This window comes from Streptomyces sp. NPDC046308, assembly GCF_055588065.1.
In genome coordinates this window covers 61,677-80,421 of record NZ_JBVJFB010000011.1, presented here as the reverse complement: position 1 = coordinate 80,421, position 18,745 = coordinate 61,677, and the positions used below count along the sequence as shown (strand labels likewise).

Below are 18,745 nucleotides of genomic sequence, written 5' to 3'. Positions count from 1 at the left end.
ACCAGAGGGGAAGCAGGCGTATGACGACGACCGAGTCGGGGCTCCCGGCCGCGGCGGCGCCGGTCAAATCGGCCGTGCGGACCGTCCTGTTGCTGGAGCACTTCGCGGCCCGGCCCGGGCTGCACAGCCTGGCCGACATCCAGCACGACCTCTCCCTGCCGAAGTCCAGCCTGTACATGCTGCTGCGCACGCTCGTGAACCTGGGGTGGGTGGAGACGGACGCGACGGGCACCCGGTACGGCATCGGCGTACGGGCCCTGCTGGTCGGCAGCTCGTACATCGACGGCGACGAGGTGGTCGCGGCGGCCCGGCCCACCCTGGACCGGCTCTCCGACGACACGACGGAGACCATCCACCTGGCGCGGATGGACGGGACGAGCGTGGTGTACCTCGCCACCCGGCAGTCCCAGCACTACCTGCGGCCCTTCACCCGGGTCGGGCGGCGGCTGCCCGTGCACTCGACGGCGCTCGGCAAGGCGCTGCTGGCCACGCACACGGACGACGAGGTGCGCGCGCTGCTGCCGAAGCGGCTGGAGGCCGTCACCGAGCACACGATCACCGACCGCGAGCAGCTCGTCGAGGAGTTGGCGCTGGTGCGGGAGCAGGGGTACGCGCTGGACCGGGAGGAGAACACGCTGGGGCTGCGCTGCTTCGGGGTGGCCGTCCCGTACCGGACGCCGGCGCGGGACGCGGTGAGCTGCTCGGTGCCGGTGGCCCGGCTGACGGCGGCGCACGAACAGGTCATCAAGGCGGCGCTGTTCGAGGCGCGGGACCGGCTGTCGGTGGTGACGCGCCGCATGTGACATCCGGGGCGGGTGGTTCCTCCCCCGCATGGGGGAGGCGGTTCCCCTTTGCGGGGGAGGTGGCGGGCGGCCGTACACGGGACCGTTGGGGCATGACCACACGAGCCGTTCACACGACGCACGCACCGCAGTCCTCCGTCCCGTCGCCGGGGGCCCGGAGGCACCTCCTCACGGCTGTGGCCCTGGCTGCCACGGTGCCGTATCTGGCGCTCAAAGCCGCCTGGCTGTCCGGCAGCCGGATCGGGATACCGGACGGCAGCGTGCTGCTGGACGCCGGAATCTTCCTCACGGTGGCCAATGCCGTCACGCTGGCCATGGACGCGTGCGTGATCCTGCTCGTCCTGGTGCTCACCAGACCGTGGGGGCTGAGAACACCCGCCTGGATGCTGACCGTTCCGGTGTTCACGGCCACGGGCCTGCTGACCCCGATCCTCCTCGCCTTCCCGGGCCAGCTGCTCGTCCGGGCCCTGGGCTTCGGGACCGGCCCGCAGGCGGCGGCCGCCCGGGTGCCCTTCCTGGACGACTGGGTCTTCATCGTCGTGTACACCGGATTCACCGTCCAAGGACTCGCTCTGGCCGCACTGTTCGTGCCCTACGCGCGCAAGCGCTGGGGCCGGCGGTGGCAGGGCGTGCTGGGAGAGCGGCTGCCGTCGCCCACGGGGGTGGTGGCGGCAGCCGCGGCTTCGGGCGCCGTGGTTCTGGCCGCGATATACGTCTACTGGGCCTTCGGCGGCAGCGCCGGGCTGAGCGCCGAGCGGGTCGAGGCGCACTCGGCGCAGAGCGCCGTGGGCTCCGTGGTCAACGCGATATGCGCGCTCGCCGCAGGGGCGGGAGCGGTGCTCCTGGCCCGCGGCGGGTCACTCGGGGCGCGGTGGCCGCTCGGGCTCGCCTGGGTCGGCGCCGCCTCCACCCTGGCCTGGGGGTCCTGGGTGCTGATCGCCTCGCTGGGGCCGCAGTTGGACGCAGGTGAAGGAACGCCCCTCAGCACCCAGTTGATCTACGCTGGCCAGATGGTCACCGGATCGCTCGCCACCGCCGTCCTCGTCCGGTTCCTCATATCCCGACGCGAGAGCTGATGCGCGACGGCCTGGGGCGGCTGCTGGGAGCGCGCGCCCGGCTGCGATGGGTCCACCAGATCCTCGGCGGCGCCCTGCTGATGCCGTACTTCCTCCTGGCCTCGGTGGGCGTCGGCTCGGCGGCCGGCGGAGCCAACGCCCTGGCCTCCCTCCCCCTGTCCCTCGCCGCCTACGCCGCGGCCCTGCCGCTGGTCGCCGTCACCGGGGTGTACGGGCTGGTCCGGCCGCTGTCGGTGACCGCCGTCCGGGCCATGTGCGGGGTGCCGGGGGAGCGGCTCGCCGAAGGGGCCGCACGGTCCTGGGCGGCGCGGGGGCGGGCCTCGGCCTGGTGGACCCTGCACCTGGGCGTCGGAGCGCTCGTCAGCGGGATGACCCTGGCGGTGCCGCCCATGGCCGCGGTGCTGCTCGTGCTGCCGTTCGTGAGCGGACTGCGCGAAGTCCGGCTGGGCTTCGGGTGGTTCGACACCGGCGTCGAAACGTACGCGGCCCCCCTTCTCGGGGTCGGTCTGCTGGCGGCACTCGCCCTGTGCGCCGCCGGGGCGGGGGCGCTGCTGGCCCGGCTGGCGCCCGTACTCCTCGGGCCGACGGCGGCGGACCGGCTGGCTGCGGCCGAGGAGCGGGCCGCCGACCTGGCCGTGCGCAACCGGCTGGCCCGGGAGCTGCACGACGCGGTCGGGCACGCGCTGAGCGCCGTCACCCTCCAGGCGGCCGCCGCCCGGCGGATGCTGGACCGCGACCCCGGCTTCGTACGGGAGGCGCTGGCCGCGATCGAGGACACGACGCGGCGGACGGTGGGCGAGCTGGACGCGGTACTGGGCCTGCTGCGCGAGGGTGACCCGGCCGGGCCGGACGGCGCGACCGCTCCCGCCCCGACGCTCGCCGTCGACCTGGACGGGCTGCTGGCCCGCTCCCGGGCCTCCGGCACCACCATCACCGCGCACCAGGACCCCGGGCCCGTGGGGGACTGGGCCCGGCTCCCGGAGATCACCTCCCGCGAGGCGTACCGGATCGTCCAGGAGGGCCTCAGCAACGCCCTCCGCCACGGCACGGGCCCGGTGGACCTGCGGATCCGGGTGCGGGCCGGCCACGAGGACGGACAACGCGAACTGGAGATCACCATGACCAACGCACCCGCCGCCCCCGGCGAAGGGGAACCCCGCACCACCGGGGGCCGGGGACTGCGCGGCTCCGCGGAACGGGCCGCGCTGCTCGGCGGCAGCGTCGAGGCCGGACCGTACGAGGACCGGTGGCGGCTGCGCGCCGTCCTCCCGCTCGCCGGGGGCGGCCGATGAGCGCGCCGACCCCACCGACCCCACCGACCTCGCCGGCGCCGCAGGCCGAGGGGACCGCGCCGGCGCCGGCGCCGGCGGGCCGACCGCGGCTGCGGATCGTGCTCTGCGACGACGAGCGGATGGTCCGCACCGCGCTGCGGGTCATCCTGGAGGCCGAGGACGACCTGGAGGTCGTCGGCGAGGCCGCCACCGGCGCCGAGGCGGTCCCGCTCGTGCGGTCCCTCGCCCCCGACGTGGTGCTGATGGACGTCCGGATGCCCGAGATCGACGGCATCCGGGCCACCGAGCAGATCCTCGCCACGATGGCCGCGCCGCCCAGGATCGTGGTCGTCACCACCTTCGAGAACGACGCCCACGTCTATGACGCGCTGCGCGCGGGAGCCGCGGGCTTCCTCCTCAAACGGGCCGACCCCGACGAGCTGATCGGCGCGGTCCGGCTCGTCGCCCGCGGCGACTCGCTGCTCTTCCCCGCCGCGGTGCGCTCCCTCGCGGCCGCCCACACGCCCGCCGGCGCCCCGGCCGCCACCGCCCCCTGGGTGGCCCGGCTCACCGACCGCGAGGCCGACGTACTGCGCCTGATGGCCACCGGGCTGTCCAACCACGAGATGAGCGAGCGCCTCGGAGTCGGCCCGCAGACGGTCAAGACGCACGTCGCGTCCGTCCTCACCAAGACCGGCTCCCGCGACCGCACCCAGGCGGTCATCGCGGCCTATGAAGGAGGCTTCATCATGAAGAAAAGCTGAGAACCCCGCCACAATCGGGGCAGAGCGGAACGGCCGGGGTCACTGAGACGTCCTTCTGGGGGATGAACAAGACGATCAGGCGTGCGTCGGTCTTCTGTCTGCTCCTGGTGCTGGCCCTGCTGGTCCGCGTCACCTGGGTGCAGGCATACCAAGGCCAGGCCCTCGCAGACGACAAGCACAACCGCCGGAACCTCATCGGGCAGTACGAGAACCCGCTGGGCAACATCATCGTGGGCGGGGAGGCGATCACCGGCTCGGTGAAGACGGGCGGCAAGGACTTCGGCTACAAGCGGACCTACGTCGACGGTCCGCTCTACGCGCCCGTCACCGGCTACAGCTCCCAGGCCTACGGCACGTCCATGCTGGAGGGCATCTACAAGAACGTCCTCAACGGTTCGGACAACCGGCTGAAGACCGTGATGGACATGCTGACCAACAAGCGGGCCACCCCCGGCAACGTCCTGACCACCATCGACAAGGACGTGCAGAAGGCCGCCTACGACGCGCTCCAGGGCAAGCAGGGCGCGGCCGTCGCCATGGACCCGAAGACCGGCGAGATCCTCGCCGTCGTGAACAACCCCTCCTTCGACCCGGGCAGCATCGCGGGCGCCAACGACCAGCAGGCCTGGGACGCACTCTCCGCGGACAAGGGCAAGGCCCTGGAGAACGTGGCGCTGCGCAAGCCGCAGGCGCCCGGCTCCACCTTCAAACTGGTCACCCTCGCGGCGGCCATCGAGAACGGCCTCGTCACCGACCTCGACCGGCAGACCGGCATCGCCGACCCGTACACGATCCCCGGCACCCGCACCCTGCTGCCCAGCGAGGCGGGCTCCGCGGCCTGCAACAACGTCTCGGTGCGCACCGCCCTGCGGCTGTCCTGCAACAACGTCTTCGCCGAGCTCGCGTCCAAGCTCGGCCAGGACAAGATGCGCGCGACGGCCGAGAAGCTCGGTTTCAACGTGCAGATCGACACCCCCGTCCGGACGAACCCGCCGAGCAGGTACCCGTCGAAGAAGATGTCGATCGACCAGGTCGCGCAGACGGGTATCGGCCAGTTCGACGTACAGGCCACCCCGCTCCAGATGGCGATGGTGACGGCCGCGATCGAGAATGGCGGCAGGCTCGTCGCCCCGCACCTGGTCTCCGAGGTCACCGACGGCAACGGCGACGTGCTGGAGAGCTTCAAGGACGCGAAGTCCCAGCAGGTGATGAACGAGAAGACCGCGTCGATGATCCGGGACGCCATGCGCACGGTCGCCACCGAGGGCGGCGGCAAGCCGGCCCAGGTGACGGGCGCCGAGGTGGGCGGCAAGACCGGTACCGCCCAGCGCGGGGTCAACAACAGCCTCGCCCCGCTGGCCTGGTTCACCTCGTACGGCAAGCTGGGCGGCAAGCAGATCGCGGTCGCCGTGGTGATCGAGAACTCGGACACCGACCGCTCCGAGATCGGCGGGGGCAGGCTGGCCGCCCCCATCGCCCAGAAGATGATGGAGGCGTGGCTGAAGAAGTAGCCGCGCCGCCGTCAGGGCCGACGCGCCGGGAACCCAAGGGGCTTCCGGCGCGTTTGCCCTCCCGTGATCAGAGCCGCGGAGCCCGCAGACCTCGACGCCATCGCCGCCCTGCACACCCGGGCCCGGGCCACGTACTACCAGGGCCACATCCCCGAGCAGGCCTACGCGGGGGACGCCGAGCTCCAGCGGACGCGCGAGGGCTGGTCCCGGGCCGTCGCCCGTGACCCGGCCGAGGGCGCGGTGCTCTGCGCCGAACAGGACGGCGAGCTCACCGGGGTGGCCGCCTTCCGTACGGAGTACGGCGAGACCACCCTCACCCAGCTCCACGTCGACCCGGTCCACTGGCGCCGCGGCACCGGGGCCGCCCTGCACGCCGCCTGCCTCGACGTCTGGCGCCGCGCCGGAGTCAGCCGGGTCCGCCTCGAGGTCTACGCCCACAATCTCCGCGCCCAGGCCTTCTACGCCAGCCACGGCTGGCGCCCGGACCCGTCCGCCTCCCAGGCGGGCACCCACCGCACGCTCTGGCTCCGGATCGCTCCCCCGCCCGCCGCGGACCGGGTCGAGGAGCCCGCGGACGCTCCGGGTGCGGACAGCGCCCTTCGCGGAGAAGCTTGAAGCGACCGGCATTCCGTAGAGAGGACGCCCCATGTCCATGCTCGACAAGCTCAAAGGCCTGATCAAGGGACACCCTGACCAGGCCCGCCAAGGCGTCGAAAAGGCCGGAGACGCCTTCGACGCGAGGACCGGCAGCAAGTACCAGAGCCAGGTCGACACGGCGCAGCAGAAGCTCAACGAGCAGATCGGCGGCAACGAGCCCCCCGCTCCCGGGGAGCCCCGGCCGCCCCAGCGCTGACGGCCGGCCTCCGGACCCGCATGCCCACGGGGACTGCGCCCGCCCACCCGGCGGTGCAGTCCCCGCATGCTGCCCGCACGCCCGCTGCCCGCGCGCCCGCGCGCCGGCGTGTCCGGGGAATGAGACGCGGCCCGGGGTGGTTGAAGGGGAAACCGTTTGGCCCCCCGAACCCCGGAGAGAAGAAGGATCATGCGCGTCGAGATCTGGGCGGACATCGCCTGTCCCTGGTGCTACGTCGGAAAGGCCCGTTTCACGAAGGGGCTGGCCGAGTTCGCGCACCGCGACGAGGTGGAGGTCGTGTTCCGGTCCTTCGAGCTCGACCCGGGCAGCGCGAAGGGGGTCACCGCTCCCGTGGTGGACATGCTCGCCAAGAAGTACGGCCGCACCCTCGACGAGGCGCGGGGCATGGAGGAGCACGTCGCCGCCAGCGCCCGCGCCGAGGGGCTCGACTACCGGACCGAGGGCCGCGACCACGGCAACACCTTCGACGTCCACCGCCTGTTGCACCTGGCCGCCGCCCGGGGCCGGCAGGAGGAGCTGCTCGACCTCGCCTACCGGGCCAACTTCGCCGAGGAGCGCTCCGTCTTCGACCCGGAGACGCTGGTGGTGCTCGCCGTCGAGGCCGGGCTGGACGAGGCCGAGGCCCGCGCCGTCCTCGCCGACGACTCCGCCTACGCCGCCGAGGTCCGCGCCGACGAGCGCGAGGCCGCCGAGCTGGGCGCGAACGCCGTGCCGTTCTTCGTCCTCGACCGCCGCTACGGGATCTCCGGCGGGCAGCCGGCCGAGGTGTTCACCCGGGCCCTGGAGCAGGCGTGGGCGGGGCGGGAGATCGAGGAGCCGGCCGCCGGGGCCGAGGCGTGCGAGCCCGAGGGGGCCTGCGCCGTCCCGCAGGCATAAGGATGACTTGGGGTGGGCGCAGATAACTCGGCAATGGACTTTGGGTCGCTCCTGGCGCAGAGTTGACGGCATGGATCTTTCGCTCGCGGAAGCGACCCGTGCCGAGTTCGCCCACTCCAACGCCTACCTCAACACCGCCAACTGCGGGGTGCTCCCGCGTTCCGCCGTCGCGGCCGTACGTGAGCTGGCCGAGGCGGCCGGTGCCGGTGTCCCCGCCGGTTTCGGTGACTTCGACCGCGTCAACCGTTCCCGGGAGGCCTTCGCCCGCCTGGTCGGGGTGGACGCCGACCGGGTGGCCGTCGGCTCGGCCGTGTCCACCCACGTCGGCCTCGTCGCCGCCTCCCTCCCACCGGGCGCCGAAGTCCTGTGCCCGGAGGGCGACTTCACCTCCGTGATCAACCCCTTCGTGGTGCGCGGCGACCTCAAGGTCCGCTTCGCGCCGCTGGAGTCCCTCGCCGAGGCCGTCGGACCGGACACCGCGCTGGTCTCGCTGAGCGCCGTACAGTCCGCGGACGGGCGGATCGCCGACCTGTCCGCGGTGCGCGCGGCGACGGCGGCGTACGGTGCCCGGATGCTGGTGGACGCGTCCCAGGCGGTGGGCTGGCTGCCCTTCGACGCCTCGCCCTACGACTACACGGTCGCCGTCGGCTTCAAATGGCTGCTCGCCGTCCGCGGGGCCTCGTTCATGACCGTGTCGCAGGAGGCCCAGCGCACCCTGACCCCGCTGCACGCCGGCTGGGTGGCGGCCGAGTCCATGTGGGACTCCACCTACGGGCCGATCGCGGAACTGGCCCACGGGGCACGCCGGTACGACGAGTCCCCGGCCTTCCTCGCCTACCACGCGGCCGAGGCCTCGCTGGCCCTCATCGAGCGGATCGGCGTCGAGGCCATCCACGCCCACGACACCGCCCTCGCCGCCCGCTACCGGGCCGGCCTCGCCCGCCTCGGCCACGAGCCCGTGCCCGGCACCGCCGCCATCGTCTCGGTGCCGGGGCTCGCGGACCGGCAGCCCGGCCTGCTGGCCGCCGGCATCGCCACCTCGGCCCGCGCCGGATCCCTGCGGGCCTCGTTCCACCTCTACAGCACGGAGGCGGACGTGGACCGGCTGCTGGACGTCCTCTCCGCTCCCTGAGGCGGACGGCGCGCCCGTGCGGGGCGCACGTACAGTGCCGCCATGAGCGATGTGCTGCACGTGAAGGGGCGGGTGCTGGTCGGGCCCGACGAGGTCCGCGACGAGCTCTGGGTGGTCGGCGGGCGGGTCTCGTACGAGCGCCCGCCCGGGGCCCGCGAGATCACCACGGTGACCGGTTGGGCACTGCCGGGGCTGGTCGACGCGCACTGTCACGTGGGACTGGACTCCCACGGCCCGGTCGACGCCGCGACCGCCGAGCGCCAGGCCCTCACCGACCGGGACGCCGGCACCCTCCTCATCCGCGACGCCGGATCACCCTCCGACACCCGGTGGATCGACGACCGCGAGGACCTGCCGAAGATCATCCGGGCCGGTCGGCACATCGCGCGCACCCGCCGCTACATCCGCAACTACGCGCACGAGATCGAGCCGGCCGACCTGGTCGCGTACGTGGGCCGGGAGGCGCTGCGCGGCGACGGCTGGGTGAAGCTGGTCGGTGACTGGATCGACCGCGACGCCGGGGACCTGGCCGCCTGCTGGCCGCGCGCCGAGGTCGAGGCGGCCATCGCCGAGGCGCACCGGCTGGGCGCCCGCGTCACCGCGCACTGCTTCGCGGAGGACTCGCTGCGCGACCTGGTCGAGGCGGGCATCGACTGCGTCGAGCACGCCACCGGCCTCACCGAGGACACCATCCCGCTGTTCGCGGAGCGCGGGGTCGCGATCGTGCCGACCCTGGTGAACATCGCGACGTTCCCGAAGATGGCGGCGGGCGGCGAGGCGAAGTTCCCCCGATGGTCGGCGCACATGCGGCGGCTCCACGAGCGCCGGTATGACACCGTCCGGGCCGCCTACGACGCGGGCATCCCGGTCTACGTCGGCACCGACGCCGGGGGTTCCCTCCCGCACGGCCTGGTCGCGGCGGAGGTGGAGGAGCTGGTGAAGGCCGGGATCCCGCCGCTGGACGCCCTCTCGGCCACGACCTGGGCGGCGCGCGAGTGGCTCGGCAGGCCCGGTCTCACGGAGGGGGCGCCGGCGGACCTCGTGGTCTACGGCGCCGATCCAAGGGCCGACGTGCGCGCGCTGGCGCAGCCGTCGCGGGTCGTCGTGAACGGCGAGGTCAGGGCCTGAGCCGTGCGCCGGCACTCTGTTGACGGCACGTGACATCGCAGGCCCGTCGGTCGTTGAACACGGCCGCACGGGCCGACCGTCCGTGAAAGGAGGGAACTCCCGTTCTTTCTGAGGCGCCAGAAATCGAATACATACGCGGAAACCACCCTTTGGGATGAACTCACGCCAGGTCGCCGCCCGTTCACTCACAGTGCGTAAAGATTCCGGGGTCAAGGCCGTCGGCGCGCGCGATGTCCCCCATGGGCGGCGCGACGGCACCCATCTCCCCGGGGGTTCCACCATCTTGAACAGCAACACCTTCCGCATGCCCGCGGCCGTCCTGCTCGCCACCGGAGCGGTGGCCCTCCTCACCGCCCCGCCCGCCTACGCCACGGGAGGAGGCGGAGCCGGGGCGGGCGGCGAGGGCAAGGCCGGCGCCGTCGTCCTGCGCGCGGGACTCGACGTGGGCCTGCTCGACAAGACCGTGCACGTTCCGCTGAAGGCGACCCTCAACGAGGTCAGCGCCCCGGCGGAGGCCGAGAAGACGGCGCTGACGGTCACCCTCGACGGGGTCGAGGGGAACAAGCCGGTCAGCGTCCTGCGCGCCGACGTGGCCACCTCCAAGGCGACCGCGGACAAGAACCGGGCGCAGGCCGAGGCGAACCTCGCCAAGGCCTCCGTGCACGTGCCCGGGCTGCCCCTGCTCTCCCTCGTCGAGGTGGAGAAGGTCACCTCCAAGGCCGTCTGCGAGGCGGGCAAGAAGCCGGTGGCCAGCGCGAACGTCCTCGGGAAGGTGACCGCGCTCGGCAAGAAGGTCACCCTGTCGGCGGGTGGCCCCGCCAAGCTGGAGGTCCCGGGCGTGGGCGTGGTCAACCTGGAGCTGTCCGGGACGCAGACCACCTCCACCACGGCCGCCGCGGCCGCGCTGCGCCTGAAGGTCTCGGTGAACCCGCTGAACCTGAACGTGGCGCAGGTGGACGGCGAGATCGTGCTCGCCGAGGCGCACTGCGAGACCCCGACAGGCCCGGCGCCCTCGTCCGCCCCGCCGGCTGCGGACCCGGACGTCAAGCCCCAGACCGGGACGGGCACCGGGACCGCCCCGGGTGGCACCGCCAACGCCAACCTGGCCGAGACCGGGGGCGGTTCACTGACCCCCTACGTCGCGGGCGGGGCACTGTTCCTGCTCGGCATCGGCGGGGTGGCGCTCCTGGTGACCCGACGGGGCAGGACCTCGTAGGACCGCGCCGGATCGACCCGGGCCGCTCGGACCCACCCGGGCCGCTCGGACCCACCCGGGCCGCCCGGATCCGCCCGGGCCGCCGCCCCGAGGAGCACACGGAGGGGAGTGCTCAGCGGGTGGCGTGCTCCAGCCCCTGCCCGCCCGCGCCGCGCGACAGCACCGCCTCGGTGACCTGCTGGTCGATCCGGCCGTACTCGCTGCGCTTCGCGGCGGGCAGGGAGGTGTCGGAGGCCGAGCACGAGGCGCAGACGACACGGAACGGCGGCCCCATGTCCGAGTACTGCGTGAGGTATTCGGCCTTCACCACCTCCCAGCGGCCGGGGTGGGCCGCCGCCGGGGCGAAGGTGAACCGGGGGACCGAGGACTGGTTGCCGCGCAGCTTGTCGGCCGGTACGAAGCTGGCGACCTGGTCGCCCATTCCGAAGACCACCCAGGTGCCGTTGATCTTCTCGTAGGGCTGCGGCACGTGGTTGTGCGTGCCGATGATCAGATCGATGTCGGGGAGGCCGTCGGCCGAGCGGGAGGCGGTCAGCGCCTGCGCCAGTTCCTTCTGCTGCTCGTCCGGCGCCGTCTGCCACTCGGTGCCCCAGTGGACGCTGACCACCACCACGTTCGCGCCGCCGGCCCGGGCGGCGCGGGCGTCGGCGAGGATCCGGTCCCTGTCGATCAGGTTCACGGCCCACGGCTTGTCCTGGGGGAGCGGGATGCCGTTCGTGCCGTACGTGTACGAGAGCTGCGCGACCTGCGCGCCGCCGGCCGTGAGCCGGGCCGGGGCCTTGGCCTCCTCCGCGCTGCGGGCAGAGCCGACGTGCGGGATGCCGACCCGGTCGAGGTGTTCCAGGGTGCGGGCGAGACCCTCGTAGCCGTCGTCCAGGGTGTGGTTCGAGGCGGTGGAACAGCCGTCGTACCCGGCGTCCTTGAGGGCGTCCGCCAACTGGTGCGGGGCCTTGAAGGTGGGATAGCCCGTGTAGGGGCCGCCGGGGCGCCCGTACGGTATCTCGTGGTGGCATATCGCCAGGTCGGCGGCGGAGACCAGGGGTTTGACCCCGGCGAGTATCTTCCGGAAGTCGTACTCCCCGGCCTTGTCGGCGTCGTCCGCCGACCGCTGGACGATCGAGGGGTACGGGATGATGTCCCCGGTCGCCACCAGGGTGAAGGGCGCGTGCGCCGGCCCGGTGGGCGCGGGGGACGCGGCGCTCGGCGCCGGTACGGGCTCCCCCCGCAGCCGCTGCTCCGGGGCCGTCGCCCGGCCGCCGTCGTCCAGGAGCCGCGGCACGGCGATGACCCCGCCGCCGACCACCACCAGCCCCGCCAGGCCGATCCCCATCCGCCCCGCCAGCTTCATGGACCGCCCCCCGTCATCGGTTGCCCGCCTGCCCGCCTGCCCGCCATCGTAGGCGCGGCCCGCCCCTGCGGCCCGGTGAGTGGGTCCACCGGCCCGGCCCCGGCTCAGCGCGCCGCGAGCGCCAGGGCGTGGTCCAGGGCCTGGAGCAGCCGGCCCGTCGTCACCCGGTCCCGGACCGCCAGCCGCAGCCAGGAGCGGTCCAGCCCCGGGAAGGTGTCCCCGCGGCGGACGGCGAAGCCGAGGGCGCGCAGCCGGGTGCGGACCTCCGCGGCCCCCGCCACCTGGATCAGCACGAACGGCCCCTCCGCCACTCCCACGACCGTCACCTCGTCGAACTCCGCGAGCCCCGCCAGCAGATGGGCCCGGTCCACCGCGATCCGCCGCGCCGCCTCCTCCGCCTCGGCCAGCGCCGCCGGAGCCACGCAGGCCTCGGCCGCCACCAGGGCCGGGGTCGACACCGGCCACAGCGGCTGCGCGGCCGCCAGCTTCGCGATGACCTCCGGCTCGGCCAGCACGTAGCCGATCCGCAGTCCCGCCAGTCCCCAGGTCTTCGTCAGGCTCCGCAGCACCACCAGCCCCGGCAGGTCCGTCCGCCCGGCCAGGGCCTCCCGCTCGCCGGGGACGGCGTCCATGAACGCCTCGTCCACCACCAGGATCCGGCCCGGCCGGGCCAGCGCGGCCAGCGTCGCCGCCGGGTGCAGCACGGACGTCGGGTTGGTGGGGTTGCCGATCACCACCAGGTCCGCGTCCTCGGGCACCGCCGCCGGGTCCAGCCGGAACCCGTCCGCCGCCCTCAGCACCACCCGCTCCACCCGGTGCCCCGCGTCCCGCAGGGCCGCCTCCGGCTCGGTGAACTGCGGATGCACCACCACCGGCCGTACGGCGCCCAGCGCCCGCGCGATCAGGACGAAGGCCTCCGCGGCCCCCGCGGTCAGCAGCACCCGCTCGACCGGCAGCCCGTGCCGGGCCGCCACGGCCGCGCGGGCCGCCCGGCCGTCGGGGTAGGCGGCGAGGTCCCCGAGGGACGCGGCGATCCGCTCCTTGAGCCAGGCCGGCGGGGTGCCCGACCGTACGTTGACCGCGAGGTCCACCAGCGCGGAGCCCCCGTCGACCACCTCGGCGTCCCCGTGGTGGCGCAGGTCGTGGGCGTGCGCCGTGGCCACCGCGCACGTGGCCGCCATCGACCGCCGCTTGGGCACGAGGAGTTCCCCGCCCGCCGCGAGGGCCGCGGCCTCCGCCACCGAAGGGGTCCCCGCGGCGGTACGCGCCGTGTCCGAGGGGTGCGGCACGTCGATCGCGGCCAGCTGTTCGGCCGGATGGCCGACGAGGGGTACGCCGAAACGTTCCGCCGCGCCCGCGATCCCCGGCTCGCCCACCTTCGACTCCACCGTGGCCAGGGCCGTCACCGCCTCGGCGGTCAGCCCGGCCCCCCGTAGCGTCTCCTCGATCAGGGCGCAGACCTCCGCGACGGACACCCCCGCGCGTCCGCCGACCCCGACCACCAGACGGGTCGTGTAATCGCCCACCGGGAGTCCTCCCTCCGTAGTCATCGTCACCCTCACCCTCACCGGCACGTCACCGGCACATCGCCGGCACGTCTTTCGCACCCGTGCGTCGCCGGCAGCGGTACGTCGTCAACACTCCGATGCCCGCCACCCGCGCACGGAAGTGCGCGCGGGGCGCGGAGTCTGTATTCAGGGGCACATGGCCGTGATCGTGGCGTTGGGCGCGTTCCTGATGACCCTGGCGGGCGGATGGGCGGCGCAGCGCGTCACCGACCGCCGCCACCTCGTGCTGGGCCTGGCCGGCGGGCTGATGCTCGGAGTCGTCGGCCTCGACCTGCTCCCGGAGTCCGTCCAGGCGGCGGGCGACGAGGTGTTCGGCGTCCCGCTCGCCCTGCTCCTCTTCGTGGGCGGATTCCTCGTCGCCCACGTCGTGGAGCGGCTCCTGGCGGTCCGCCAGGCCGCGCACGGCGCCGAGGACGGCGCCCGCGTCCCGCAGGTCGGGCTCACCGCGGCCGCGGCGATGGTCGGCCACAGCCTCGCCGACGGGGTGGCCCTCGGCGCCGCCTTCCAGGTCGGCGGCGGGATGGGCGTCGCCGTGGCACTGGCGGTCATCACCCACGACTTCGCCGACGGGTTCAACACGTACACGCTCACCCGCCTCTACGGGAACGACCGCCGCAAGGCCCTGATGATGCTCTTCGCGGACGCCGTCGCCCCGGTCGTCGGCGCGGCGTCCACTCTCCTGTTCACCCTTCCGGAGGAACCTCTCGGCGCGTACCTCGGGTTCTTCGGCGGCGTCCTGCTCTACCTCGCCGCCGCCGAGATCCTGCCCGAGGCCCACCACAAGCACCCCGCCCTGTCCACGCTGATGTGCACGGTGGGCGGGGTGGCCGGGATCTGGCTCGTGGTCGGCATCGCGGACTGATCTCACGGCCGGGCCGCCGCCGCCGCGACGAAGCGGAGCGCGACGGACGGCTCCGCCGCCCAGTGCGTGTGCAGGTAGCTGGCGTGGACGCCCTGCTGAACGAAGCCCTCGACCCGGCGTTCGGGGTGCGTGAACCCCCAGGCCGGCGACGCCCCGGCGCCCGGCTCGACCACCGTCCGGTGGAACTCGTGCCCGCGCAGCCGGGTGCCATTGGCGGCGAGCGCGCTGTCCGACACCGCGACCGCCTCGCGGTAGCCGAGGGTGAGCCGCTCCGACATCCGGGCGTCGGCGTCGAGCACCCCGCACATGGGTTTGCCGTCCAGCGAACGCGCGAGGTACAGCAGCCCGGCGCACTCGGCGGCCACCGGGCCGCCGGCCTCGGCGAAGCGGGCCACGGCCGCGCGGAGCGCTTCGTTGGCGGACAGCTCGGGCGCGTACACCTCGGGGAAGCCGCCGCCGATCACCAGGCCGGCGGTACCGGCGGGGAGCTCCTCGTCCCGGAGCGGGTCGAAGGTGACGACATCTGCCCCGGCGGCGGTGAGGAGCTCCGCGTGCTCGGCGTAGGAGAACGTGAACGCCGCTCCGCCGGCTACGGCGACGACCGGCCGCGCGCCGAGGACGTCCAGCCCGTCCGGCGTTTGGGGACCGGGGTTCGGGGCGGAGCCCCGAGGGCCCGCCAGGGCACGTTCCGCACCCCAGGCCTCGCAGGTCAACGGCGGAGCCGTGCGGGCCAGGGCCATCAGGGCGTCCAGGTCACAGCCCTGGCGGACCTGCTCGGCCAGCGCCGCCACCGCGGCAACGGCATCCGCGCGCCGCTCCGCCACCGGCACCAGGCCCAGGTGGCGCGAGGGCGTCGCCACCTGCGGAGCCCGCCGCAGGACGCCGAGCACCGGCATCCCCGCCTCCTCCAGGGCCTCCCGCAGCATCACCTCGTGCCTGTCGGAGCCGACCTTGTTCAGGATCACGCCCCCCAGCCGCACCTGCGGGTCGAACGAAGCGAAGCCGTGGACGAGCGCGGCCACCGACCGCGACTGCGAGGAGGCGTCGACCACCAGCACCACCGGCGCCCGCAGCAACTTCGCGACCTGCGCCGTCGACGCCAGTTCGCCCCGGCCCGCCGCCCCGTCGTAGAGCCCCATCACGCCCTCGACCACGGCGAGGTCGCAGCCGGCCGCCGCGTGCGCGAACAGCGGAGCGACCAGCTCCGGCCCGCACATGAAGGCGTCGAGGTTGCGCCCCGGCCGGCCGGTGGCCAGCGCGTGGTAGCCCGGGTCGATGTAGTCGGGCCCGGCCTTGTGCGGGGACACGGCGAGGCCACGCTCCGAGAAGGCCGCCATCAGGCCCGTGGCGACGGTGGTCTTGCCGCTGCCGGACGACGGAGCGGCTATGACCAGCCGGGGCATGTCGAACGCAGTCACCACTCGATGCCCCTCTGGCCCTTCTGGCCGGTGTCCATCGGGTGCTTGACCTTGGTCATCTCGGTAACGAGGTCCGCGAACTCCACCAGCTTCTCCGGTGCGTTGCGGCCCGTGATCACCACGTGCTGCGTACCGGGACGGGTGCGCAGCACCTCGATGACCTCGTCGACGTCGATCCAGCCCCAGTGCATCGGGTACGCGAACTCGTCCAGCACGTACAGCTTGTGCGTCTCGGCGGCCAGATCGCGCTTGACCTGCTCCCAGCCCTCCTTGGCCGCCTGCTCGTTGTCGAGCTGCGCGTCCCGCTGGACCCAGGACCAGCCCTCGCCCATCTTGTGCCAGGCGACCGCGCCGCCCTCGCCGGAGGCGCCGAGCACCTTGAGCGCGTTCTCCTCGCCGACCTTCCACTTCGCCGACTTGACGAACTGGAACACCCCGATCGACCAGCCCTGGTTCCAGGCGCGCAGCGCCAGCCCGAAGGCCGCCGTCGACTTGCCCTTGCCGGGGCCGGTGTGCACGAAGACGAGCGGGCGGTTGCGCCGCTGGCGCGTGGTGAGTCCGTCGTCCGGAACGACGGACGGCTGTCCCTGAGGCATTACGCGGCCCTCCTGTTGCTGTCGGATGTCACTGCGGTACGTACGTTCTTCACGAGCCCGGCCAGCGAGTCGGCCCGCAGCCCGTCCAGCGTGACGGCGGGTCCGCCGAGGTCGGCGGCCAGTACGCCGGCCAGCCCCAGCCGGACCGGTCCCGACTCGCAGTCCACGACCACCGAGGCGACGCCCCCGGCCCGCAGCAGCCGCGCGCTGCGCCCCGCGAGCTCCCGCGGGGTGCTGTCCGTCCGGCCCGCGGCGGTGCCGGCCGAGGTGGCCCGGCCGTCGGTGACGACGACGAGCAGCGGCCGCCGCGAGGGGTCCCTGAGCCGCTCGATCCGCAGCACCTCGTGGGCCTTCAGCAGTCCGGCGGCCAGCGGGGTGCGGCCGCCCGTCGGCAGCTGCTCCAGCCGGGCCGCGGCCGCGTCGACCGAGGAGGTCGGGGGCAGCGCCAGCTCGGCCGCGGCCCCCCGGAAGGTGATCAGGCCGACTTTGTCCCGGCGCTGGTAGGCGTCCAGGAGCAGCGACAGCACGGCGCCCTTGACCGCGCTCATGCGCTGCCGGGCGGCCATGGAGCCGGAGGCGTCGACGACGAAGAGGACGAGGTTGCCCTCACGGCCCTCCCGGGTGGCCTGGCGCAGGTCGTCCTTGCGGATCACCAGGCCGCGCCCGGCGCGGCCGCGCGCTTTCTGGTGCGGGGCCGCCGCGTGCACGGTGGCCGCCAGGTGCAGCTTCGTGAGCTGGCCGCGGGGGCGCTGGGCGCCGGTGGTCCGGCCGTGGGCGGTGCGGGCGCGCGAACGCCGACCGGCCGCGCCCTCGCCGAGTCCCGGCACGCTGAGCATCTTGGTCCGGAACGGCTCGGCTGCCCGTACGGCGGCCTGCTCGGGCCCGCCGGCCTCCTGAGCGGAGGGCTGCGGGGACTCGGGGGCGTCCGACGGGGTCTCGTCGGGAGCCTCGGCGGGTCGGTCCGTGTCGGTGGAGTCCGCGGGGGCGTCCGAGCGCCGGGGGTCGCCGCCCTGCGGAGGCACCCCGCCACCGCCGTCGGGGCCACCGCCGTCGTCGTCCGGGCCCTCGGAATCCGGATCGGCGTCCGGCTCCGGGTCGTGGCCGGGCTCCGGGTCCGGGTCGGGCTCCGGCTCCTCGTCGGGGAACTGGTCCAGGATCCGGTCGAGCATGTCCTCGTCGAGCCCGGGCGCGTCGAAGGGATTGCGGCGCCGCCGGTGGGGGAGCGCCAGCAGGGCCGCCTGCCGTACGTCCTCCTTCCGTACGGAGGTCCGCCCGGCCCAGGCGGCCAGCGCGGTCGCGGTCCGCGCCATCACGATGTCGGCCCGCATGCCGTCGACCTCGAAACCGGCGCAGGTCGCCGCGATCTGCAGCAGCGCCGTGTCCCCGAGCACGACCTGCGGGAGCAGTGCCCGCGCGGCCACCACCCGGGCGCGGACCTCGTTCTCGTCCCCGGCCCAGCGGCCGGCGAAGCCCGCGGGGTCGTCCTCGTACGCGAGCCGGCGGCGCACCACCTCCACCCGCTGGGCGGGCTCGCGGGAGGCGGCGACCTCGACCGTCAGCCCGAACCGGTCGAGCAGCTGCGGGCGCAGCTCGCCCTCCTCGGGGTTCATCGTGCCGACGAGCAGGAAGCGGGCCGCGTGCCGGACGGAGACGCCCTCGCGCTCCACGTACGAGGCGCCCATGGCGGCGGCGTCCAGCAGCAGGTCGATCAGGTGGTCGTGGAGGAGGTTGACCTCGTCGACGTAGAGGATCCCGCGGTGGGCGTCGGCGAGCAGGCCGGGCTCGAAGGCCTTCACGCCCTCGGCGAGGGCCCGTTCGATGTCGAGGGCGCCGACCAGCCGGTCCTCGGAGGCGCCGACGGGCAGCTCGACCATGCGGGCCGGCCGGGCGCTGCCGGCGCCGGACTCGTGCGGGCCGTCGGGGCAGGCCGGATCGGGCGCGGCCGGAGCGCACGAGAACCGGCAGCCGGGCACGACGTCGACCTGAGGCAGCAGGGTCGACAGGGCGCGTACGGCGGTGGACTTGGCGGTGCCCTTCTCACCGCGTACGAGCACCCCACCGACGGCGGGGCTCACGGCGTTGAGCAGGAGCGCCAGCCGCAGGTCGGTCTGGCCGACCACTGCGGTGAACGGGTAGGGGGTGCTCATGCGGTGCTCACTCCTTCTGTGCGGAAACGCGTGCGCGGGCGGGTGGTGATGTGGGTGCCGGTGGGTGTGCTTGCGGTCCGTGCGGGGCGGCCGGGGTGCCGCTGCGCGGAGCGGGGTCCCCCCGCCGCCCTTCCACCGTTCCCCGGAACTCCGCC

General features: G+C 74.1%; 17 protein-coding genes. 12 read left to right on the top strand and 5 right to left on the bottom strand.

All coding sequences use genetic code 11. From position 1 onward, the window contains the following. Window positions 1-20 precede the first annotated feature (20 nt). The 11 genes from ACZ6JT_RS33305 (at window position 21) to ACZ6JT_RS33255 (ending at window position 10,651) form a co-directional block, all read left to right on the top strand. Window positions 21-803 (top strand): IclR family transcriptional regulator, encoded by a 783-nt coding sequence (locus ACZ6JT_RS33305; protein WP_469215639.1) that lies wholly within the window; start codon window positions 21-23, stop codon window positions 801-803. 92 nt (window positions 804-895) lie between these two features. Continuing rightward, window positions 896-1,879, top strand: coding sequence for a hypothetical protein (locus tag ACZ6JT_RS33300; RefSeq protein ID WP_469215637.1), 984 nt, complete (start codon window positions 896-898; stop codon window positions 1,877-1,879). After that, complete coding sequence (locus ACZ6JT_RS33295) at window positions 1,879-3,171, top strand: sensor histidine kinase (protein ID WP_469215635.1); 1,293 nt, start codon at window positions 1,879-1,881, stop codon at window positions 3,169-3,171. The genes ACZ6JT_RS33300 and ACZ6JT_RS33295 overlap by 1 nt, the downstream gene beginning before the upstream one ends. Window positions 3,172-3,290: 119 nt before the next feature. Beyond that, window positions 3,291-3,914, top strand: a complete 624-nt coding sequence (locus ACZ6JT_RS33290; RefSeq protein ID WP_469215812.1) for a response regulator — start codon at window positions 3,291-3,293, stop codon at window positions 3,912-3,914. Window positions 3,915-3,976: 62 nt separating this feature from the next. Then, window positions 3,977-5,425: a peptidoglycan D,D-transpeptidase FtsI family protein gene (locus ACZ6JT_RS33285; protein WP_469215633.1), complete on the top strand. Its 1,449-nt coding sequence runs from the start codon at window positions 3,977-3,979 to the stop codon at window positions 5,423-5,425. Between the two features lie 63 nt (window positions 5,426-5,488). Then, window positions 5,489-6,040, top strand: coding sequence for a GNAT family N-acetyltransferase (locus tag ACZ6JT_RS33280; RefSeq protein ID WP_469215632.1), 552 nt, complete (start codon window positions 5,489-5,491; stop codon window positions 6,038-6,040). A gap of 31 nt (window positions 6,041-6,071) precedes the next feature. After that, on the top strand, window positions 6,072-6,278 hold the full coding sequence (locus ACZ6JT_RS33275; RefSeq protein ID WP_469215630.1) for an antitoxin: 207 nt from the start codon (window positions 6,072-6,074) through the stop codon (window positions 6,276-6,278). A gap of 189 nt (window positions 6,279-6,467) precedes the next feature. Then, window positions 6,468-7,175, top strand: a complete 708-nt coding sequence (locus ACZ6JT_RS33270; RefSeq protein WP_469215629.1) for a DsbA family oxidoreductase — start codon at window positions 6,468-6,470, stop codon at window positions 7,173-7,175. Between the two features lie 70 nt (window positions 7,176-7,245). Beyond that, window positions 7,246-8,307, top strand: coding sequence for an aminotransferase class V-fold PLP-dependent enzyme (locus ACZ6JT_RS33265; RefSeq protein ID WP_469215627.1), 1,062 nt, complete (start codon window positions 7,246-7,248; stop codon window positions 8,305-8,307). 42 nt (window positions 8,308-8,349) lie between these two features. After that, window positions 8,350-9,435 carry an amidohydrolase family protein gene (locus ACZ6JT_RS33260; RefSeq protein ID WP_469215626.1) on the top strand — a complete coding sequence of 362 codons (1,086 nt, stop codon included), beginning with the start codon at window positions 8,350-8,352 and terminating at the stop codon, window positions 9,433-9,435. A gap of 283 nt (window positions 9,436-9,718) precedes the next feature. Continuing rightward, window positions 9,719-10,651 (top strand): SCO1860 family LAETG-anchored protein, encoded by a 933-nt coding sequence (locus ACZ6JT_RS33255; RefSeq protein WP_469215625.1) that lies wholly within the window; start codon window positions 9,719-9,721, stop codon window positions 10,649-10,651. A gap of 112 nt (window positions 10,652-10,763) precedes the next feature. Here the strand turns inward: ACZ6JT_RS33255 and ACZ6JT_RS33250 are convergent, their stop codons facing one another. Both ACZ6JT_RS33250 and cobC read right to left on the bottom strand, forming a co-directional pair. After that, entirely contained in the window at window positions 10,764-11,999 is a 1,236-nt protein-coding gene (locus ACZ6JT_RS33250; protein WP_469215623.1) for a CapA family protein, read from the bottom strand. A gap of 104 nt (window positions 12,000-12,103) precedes the next feature. Then, window positions 12,104-13,549 carry an Rv2231c family pyridoxal phosphate-dependent protein CobC gene (gene cobC / locus ACZ6JT_RS33245; RefSeq protein WP_469215621.1) on the bottom strand — a complete coding sequence of 482 codons (1,446 nt, stop codon included), beginning with the start codon at window positions 13,547-13,549 and terminating at the stop codon, window positions 12,104-12,106. Between the two features lie 154 nt (window positions 13,550-13,703). Between cobC and ACZ6JT_RS33240 the strand changes: the two genes are divergently transcribed. Beyond that, on the top strand, window positions 13,704-14,429 hold the full coding sequence (locus ACZ6JT_RS33240; RefSeq protein ID WP_469215620.1) for a ZIP family metal transporter: 726 nt from the start codon (window positions 13,704-13,706) through the stop codon (window positions 14,427-14,429). A 2-nt stretch (window positions 14,430-14,431) separates the two neighbouring features. Here the strand turns inward: ACZ6JT_RS33240 and ACZ6JT_RS33235 are convergent, their stop codons facing one another. Genes ACZ6JT_RS33235 through ACZ6JT_RS33225 form a run of 3 tightly spaced genes read right to left on the bottom strand, consistent with a single transcriptional unit; the run spans window position 14,432 to window position 18,590 of the window. After that, entirely contained in the window at window positions 14,432-15,832 is a 1,401-nt protein-coding gene (locus ACZ6JT_RS33235) for a cobyrinate a,c-diamide synthase (protein ID WP_469215810.1), read from the bottom strand. 11 nt (window positions 15,833-15,843) lie between these two features. Continuing rightward, window positions 15,844-16,443: a cob(I)yrinic acid a,c-diamide adenosyltransferase gene (gene cobO, locus ACZ6JT_RS33230; protein ID WP_469215618.1), complete on the bottom strand. Its 600-nt coding sequence runs from the start codon at window positions 16,441-16,443 to the stop codon at window positions 15,844-15,846. Next, a complete protein-coding gene (locus tag ACZ6JT_RS33225) occupies window positions 16,443-18,590 on the bottom strand; it encodes a putative cobaltochelatase (RefSeq protein WP_469215617.1) in 2,148 nt (715 codons plus the stop codon). Before ACZ6JT_RS33225 ends, cobO begins: the two co-directional genes overlap by 1 nt. Window positions 18,591-18,745: the final 155 nt, after the last annotated feature.